The following is a 6,469-nucleotide window of genomic DNA, read 5'->3' on the forward strand; positions in this document are numbered from 1 at the left end:
CTGTTTCCATGGTTTCAATGACAATGAACGAATGCTAGCGGTTCGCCGAACTAATGCGCGGCAATCCGCTCTTCTATAGAAGTCGGTTTTTGATACAGTTCCGCACCTTTTCTCGCACTGCAACGATTGCACTGACCTCGGCTTGATAAATGGCCAAATCATCGGAAACACGAACCGAAGGCGTGGCTCGCGAACTTTTAGAGATTCGCGGGTGGAATCTTTCGCGCCCACCAAAAGGGAACTTGCTCTGGAAAAACGAGTACCGAGATTACCCACATCTTCTGGAAGCACTGTCAGGCCGAGGCAAGAAGGGCCGAGGGGGCGACGGCTACCCGGATTTCTTAGTCGTAACCGCTGACTCGAATCCGATGCCGCTTATAGTCGGCGAGGCAAAGGCTTCCGAGGATTCGATCGACACCGCCGTTCATGAGGCGTGCAACTTTTACGGCGAAGCCTTCACCGACCACGGAATGAGGGTGCTGGCTGCCGGCATCGCCGGGAACGACCATTCGAATATCGCCGTTCAGGTAAGCAAGCGATCCTTCCGAAAGTGGCGACCGATTGAGTATCGCGAGCATCCGATTCAGTGGTTGCCGACGCCGGAGGAGACGAACCGCCTATTAACAAACGATGAACTGTATGATCTCCAGCCCCGCATTCCATCCGGCGAGGTCCTGGCAAGGCGAGCGGACGAGATCAATCGCATTCTTCGAGAGTGCAAGATCAAGGACGAATACCGGCCTGCAGTAACCGGCGCATTCATGCTGGCTCTTTGGCAATCCAAGGGGCAGATTCGCATGCATCCCGAGCATATCCTTACGGATATCAATAGCGCCTGCAAAAAGGCGTTCATTCGTTCCGGAAAGATCGAGCTAGCCGAAAGCATTTTGGTCCCGGAGGCCAATGAAAAGCTGGCCGTTAAGGCCCCTCGTATTTGCTACATCCTCCGACTGCTTAACGTTACGACGCTCACGGCAGAGCACGACTATCTCGGCCAGCTCTATGAAACGTTTTTCCGATTCACCGGCGGAAATACGATCGGGCAGTTCTTTACGCCGCGGCACGTTACTCGATTTGTCGTTGATCTATGCGAGGTAAATAAGAACGACGTCGTGGTCGATCCGACGTGCGGTACGGGTGGGTTCCTAATCGCCGCTCTCTATAAAATGATGGGCGATCGCCACCTTACCCATGATCAAATAAGCGACCTTGTTCGCGGGCATCTTGCCGGTTTTGAAAGCGAGCCGATCACTGCTGCGCTGTGCGTCGCAAACATGATTCTTCGTGGCGATGGCACGACCGGAATCTACAAGGGTGATTGCTTCAGTCATCCCAGTTATCCGACCGGCAAAGCCAATGTCGTTGTGGGAAATCCGCCGTTTCCGCACAAGAAAACCGACGAACCTTCAGAGCGGTTCGTTGATCGAGCCCTAGAGGCGCTGGATGCCCGGGGAACGCTAGCGATGATCGTTCCCGAATCGCTCTTAGTAAAGCCATCGAAGCGGAAATGGCGGAAGAAGACGCTCGCGGGGAACTCGTTACGTGCGGTAATGACGCTTCCGGGCGAACTTTTTCAGCCGTACGCGGCCGCCACGACTGCAATTCTCATCTTAGAGAAAGGAGTCCCACACAACGCGAAACGGCCGACCTTTTTCTGTCGGATAACCAATGACGGCTACCGCCTGCAAAAAAACGTTCGTCTAGAGCGTGCGGGTGAGCAGTTGTCGGAAGCCATGGACGCCTACCGAAAGAATAAGTCCATTGCGGGATTTTGCGTTTGGGGATCTGTGGACGGCACCGAGTGGTCTCCGGGAAATTATATCGAAGGCATTTCGCAAACGCCGGAGATGATCCAATCGGAGGTTGACGTCGTAATCCGTAGTCAAGCAGCATTCCATGCAACATTTGCCCCGCAATTAAGCGCATTTAGAGCTTTGATCAGCAGCGGAGAAGTGGCACCTAAGTCGTATGCGGAACTAATCAAGAAGAAGAAGGCGAAAAAGACGAAGGAGTCAAACAAAAAGGCTGATACGCCCGCGCCGGCAGCTGGCACGATCGGTGAGATGTTTGACATCTACTACGGCCAAGGCGCGCTGGAAAGCAAGAGAAACTTGCTTCCCGGTGCGGTGCCGATCATCTCATCAGCAGGGTCCAATAACGGATGCTACGGATTTTTCGAATTCTCGCAGGTAGCCAACGCAATCGCCCCGTCCTTTGTTACCGTTCCGAAAACTGGAAGCATCGGCGAAGCGTTTGTTCAGGAGTGGCCGTGCGGGGTTACTTCGGACTGCTTGCTGTTAATGCCGAAAAATGGAACGGACCAGATTGATTTGTATATCGCGGCAGCAATGGTTCGGCTGGAAAAATGGCGGTTTAATTACGGTAGAAAAATCACGCCGACTCGGGTATCAAAGATTGCCTTTCCGCGCACCGCAGAATTGCGGGAGTGGGTGGCGACTAAATTAAGATCACTGCGGCCGATCGTCAGCGTAACTTTGCATGGCCTGAGCGGACTTGAGGATGCATCAGCACGATTTAAAGGTCTCGCGGACGAATGGCGACGTGGGCGCGGGCATAAGTCAACCGTTGCAAAGCTCGTCGTTCATCCCGCGTATCAGCAAATTATCGGAATGGGCGAGGCTGTCGTTCCTCTTCTTCTCAGGGAAATGGAACTTCGGCCGTCGCATTGGTCGTGGGCGCTGAGAGCGATTACCGGAACGGACCCTGTGCCGGAGTCTGCTCGCGGGAAGCTTGATCAAATGGCAACATCATGGGTTAACTGGGGCAAAGAACAGGGGTACATCTGGTGAGCTTGCCTGTAAGCGAGTTTCCAAATCTCAAGCCGAACGAATTCGAGCCGACGAGTCCGGAGAACGAATTCTACAACTGCATTGCCTGGGCCGCCGGAGTGCACAATGAATGGTGGGAGCCATCAGTGGATGGCGTCTGGCCTTCTGGCGTCCCGCTTGACCCCACAATCGAAAACCTTTCTCTCGTCTTCGCAGGGCTCGGTTACGAGTCCTGCGAATCAGCCGACCTGGAGTCCGGCTTTGAGAAGATCGCGTTTTACGGCACCCACAACGAATACGAGCATGCCGCTCGGCAGCTAGATGACGGTCGCTGGACCAGCAAAATGGGCGCTGGAATTGATATCCGTCACGTGAACCTTGACTGCATCGGCGGCGGCCTTTACGGGGCTGTCGTATCGATTATGCGACGGCCCAAGCGGTAGCCACTACCGACTCCTTTTTGTGCAGCCTCCCGACTTCTTGTGCAGGAGGGCTTTTATGTGCAAAGCTCCCGCCGGGAGAAGGTGGCGGCGCAGCCGGCGGATGAGGGGCCATCGCAACCCCTTCCACCACGAACTACGAACCAAGAACAAAGAACCACGAACTCAAAAATGCCGCATCGCATTTCCCTAGTCGCCGCACTACTCGTTCCGCTTTTATTCGTCGGCGCGGCCTCGGCAGAACTCCCGCTCGTTTTCGAAGACGACTTCGAGCAAGGCTCGGAGCAGCTTGCGAAGCGTTGGAAGCCGACCGACGCCGCGGCTTGGAAGCTCGTCGATGGGAAGTCGGGCAAGGCTTACAGCTTGTTTCAGCAGAGCAACTACAAGCCGCCGTTTCGTAGCCCGGTGAATATCTCGCTGGTCGACGACGTCGCCGTGACCGACTTCCGGCTCGAGGCCGATGTCTTATCGACGAAGGCCGACTACCCGCACCGGTCGATGATCATGGTGTTCGGCTATCAAGATCCGGCGCATTTCTATTATGTCCATTTCGGAAAGAAGATGGACGACCATGCGAACCAGATCTTTATCGTCGATGGTGCGGCTCGCTTGAAAATCTCGACGAAGACGACCGACGGTACGAACTGGGACGACGCTTGGCATCATGTGAAGATCGAGCGCAATGCCGCTTCCGGCGACATCAAAATCTTCTTCGACGACATGCAAGCCCCGGTCATGACGGCCGTGGACAAGAAGTTCACCTGGGGCCAAGTCGGCCTCGGCTCGTTCGACGACATCGGCGACTGGGACAACGTGAAGCTGTGGGGGACGAAGAAGTAAGGGCCGTGCAGTAACCCTTCTCCTGCCGGGAGAAGGTGCCCGAAGGGCGGATGAGGGGCAGCCCTCGCAGAACCGAATCGTCGCCAGGGTCCGCAATCAAATGACGAATACTCGAACGGCTCGACGAGTCGACAAAGGGCCGTTGTGGATCCTCGGTTGCAGCGGGGTGTTTTTCCTGCTGTTATTGTCGCCGTTCCTCGCAATGTCCGTCTTCGATAACTATCTGCGCATCTGGAGCATCTCGGTCAGCAACGGCACCGGCAAATCGCTTTCGATCATCCTCACGTTCGACGGTGTGCCCGATCGCGCGATCCGCATCGATGGTGTGAGAGCAGACGCGATCTTCGGAAGCTATCTGTATTCGGAACGCCGCGATGCGACGCTTAGGTCGATTTGTGTGATCGAGGGTCAGCGAGAACGAACGACGACGCTATCGAAAAGCATCGATGTCGGGTGCGATCTACGGGTCGACATCGATCCCGACCTCAGCGTGCGCACTTCACTCGATCAAGACGCCCACTAGTAGCGGCGCCCCGCTCACTTACTCGTTCTGCTTCGTCCAAACCAAGTAGCCCGGCTTTCCTTTGTTCGTTACGAAGTCGATTCCCTTGGCGAGTGTGGCGCTGGCGAGGCCGATGTGGCCGACTGCGAAGTCGCCTTTCGTGCCCGACGCCGCGATCAGCACCGAATTCCCTTCGCCGGTCTTGATCTTCGCGGCGACACCGGGGATCTTCGTCGCGCCGAAGTTCCAGGTGATCTGGTAGAGGTCGAACAGGTCCGATTCGTTGCCGCCGACCGGTTTGTACGGCTTGAGCGTCACGGTGCCCGCGTATTTTGCGCCGGCGTTCGGGGCCTGCGCTGCGACGATCTTAAACTCGCCGCTGAGCGAAGCAGGGCCTTCGAGCGTTTCGTTGCCGAGCGTTTCCTGGCCGTCTTTCGCGGCGTTGATCGGCACCCATTTGCCGGTTAGTTTCCCGCCGTCGATGTCATACACCGCCAGGGCCACGCTTCCTTCCGGCGCGAACGCGATCCATAGCTCGCCCGCCGCTCCGCCGGTTCCCTTCACGCCGATCCCCAGGAGCTCCGCCCCCTTGAGCTTCATGTCGAGATAGTGGAAGCCGTCTTTACCGGCCATGGTCGTGACGACCCCTCCGCCCCACCCCGGGACGCTGGAGTTCAACACGTCGAACTTGCCGAGCAATACGGTGCTCATCGCCGCTTCCCCTTCGGCTCGGGCCGCGGCCATCGCCCCCTTCAATGTCGCGATCTCTTCCGGCGTGAGCTTGAAGAGGTCGGGCATCAACACATAGAGGGCCGCCAGGAGTTGCTTCTTGTCGACCTTGCCGTCGACGAACAGCAACCGCTTGCCGCCGAACGAGTCGCGAATGTCGTCGCCATCGAGATAGAGGAGCGACTTCGCCCCCGGCTTACGACGCAAATCGTAGTCGTCGACCATCAAGATGCGATAGCCGCCGAACTCGTTGCGGACGTCGTCGTCGTCGAAGTAGAGGAGTGCCTTACCGCCCGGCGCGTCGCGGAGCACGTTATCGTCGATGAAGAGGAGGCGTTTGCCCCCCGGCTCGGAGCGGATGTCATCGCCGTCGATGAACAGCAACCGCTTGCCACCCGGCTCGGGCCGGATATCGGCGCCGTCGGCAAATGCCGAAGAGGCGGTCGAGCAGAAGGCGAGAACGAGTAAAGTCGCGTAGTACGGTCGCATCGCGGGAACTCCGAACCGTTTTAGGGAAGCCGGGTTCTCATTATATCGCAACCCTCGCGGCATCCCAATCGCTTGAGATCGGGCGCGGCTGAATGATCGCCGCGCGTCTGCCGTTGCAGCCGGAAAGATCCGTGACTGCTTACCGTGGGTGCGGTTTTGCTTGCAGGTCGTCCGTGCCGGGAAGTTGAGTTTCCGTAGTTTGAGCAAGCGTGTTCGGCAAGGCGTGATCGATCAGAAAGCGCTCGAGCTCTTCATGCGGGATGCGACGAAATCTGCTGCCTGGTACTCGATACCCTTTGAGTGCGCCGGAATCGAACAGGCGAATGATCGTGGTCTGGCTCAAGTTGCAAATATGCGCCGCTTCACCGGTCGTGTAGGCGGATTTGATTCGCATGGTTCAGTTCCTCGGAAATCTTTCACTCGTAGGCCGGCGAACCGCAGACGTCTCAACTGAAATAAGAAGTGAGTTGAGATTCGGTCTTTACCGATGTCGGAAGAAATTCTTCCGAAGGAACACCGGCATGTTCAGGTTCGTCCAGCTATTCGATAGTAATTAGAGGGCGTTTCAAAACTTGGTTTGCTAGCTAAACAGGATCGTATTGGTTTGCGTATGGATGACTATCAGGAGGTCATCGATGTCGCAAGCTTTACCGTTCGAAGCGACGTGCGTTTCGGCGGGT

6 protein-coding genes are annotated in these 6,469 nt (G+C 56.6%); 4 read left to right on the top strand and 2 right to left on the bottom strand.

Going from position 1 to position 6,469, the window contains the following annotated elements; genetic code table 11:
* Positions 1-149: 149 nt before the first annotated feature.
* The 4 genes from K8U03_25290 to K8U03_25305 all read left to right on the top strand — a co-directional run bounded on the left by K8U03_25290 (position 150) and on the right by K8U03_25305 (position 4,592).
* On the top strand, positions 150-2,810 hold the full coding sequence (locus K8U03_25290; protein ID MCE9608213.1) for an N-6 DNA methylase: 2,661 nt from the start codon (positions 150-152) through the stop codon (positions 2,808-2,810).
* Positions 2,807-3,232, top strand: coding sequence for a hypothetical protein (locus tag K8U03_25295; GenBank protein MCE9608214.1), 426 nt, complete (start codon positions 2,807-2,809; stop codon positions 3,230-3,232). The genes K8U03_25290 and K8U03_25295 overlap by 4 nt, the downstream gene beginning before the upstream one ends.
* A gap of 168 nt (positions 3,233-3,400) precedes the next feature.
* A complete protein-coding gene (locus K8U03_25300) occupies positions 3,401-4,069 on the top strand; it encodes a hypothetical protein (protein ID MCE9608215.1) in 669 nt (222 codons plus the stop codon).
* Positions 4,070-4,169: 100 nt separating this feature from the next.
* Positions 4,170-4,592 (top strand): hypothetical protein, encoded by a 423-nt coding sequence (locus K8U03_25305; GenBank protein MCE9608216.1) that lies wholly within the window; start codon positions 4,170-4,172, stop codon positions 4,590-4,592.
* A gap of 18 nt (positions 4,593-4,610) precedes the next feature.
* Here K8U03_25305 and K8U03_25310 read toward each other — a convergent pair whose 3' ends face one another.
* Both K8U03_25310 and K8U03_25315 read right to left on the bottom strand, forming a co-directional pair.
* Complete coding sequence (locus tag K8U03_25310) at positions 4,611-5,789, bottom strand: hypothetical protein (GenBank protein MCE9608217.1); 1,179 nt, start codon at positions 5,787-5,789, stop codon at positions 4,611-4,613.
* A gap of 139 nt (positions 5,790-5,928) precedes the next feature.
* Positions 5,929-6,183 carry a helix-turn-helix domain-containing protein gene (locus K8U03_25315; GenBank protein MCE9608218.1) on the bottom strand — a complete coding sequence of 85 codons (255 nt, stop codon included), beginning with the start codon at positions 6,181-6,183 and terminating at the stop codon, positions 5,929-5,931.
* Positions 6,184-6,469 lie beyond the last annotated feature (286 nt).

The sequence above is a fragment of the Planctomycetia bacterium genome, assembly GCA_021413845.1.
GTDB lineage: Bacteria > Planctomycetota > Planctomycetia > Pirellulales > PNKZ01 > PNKZ01.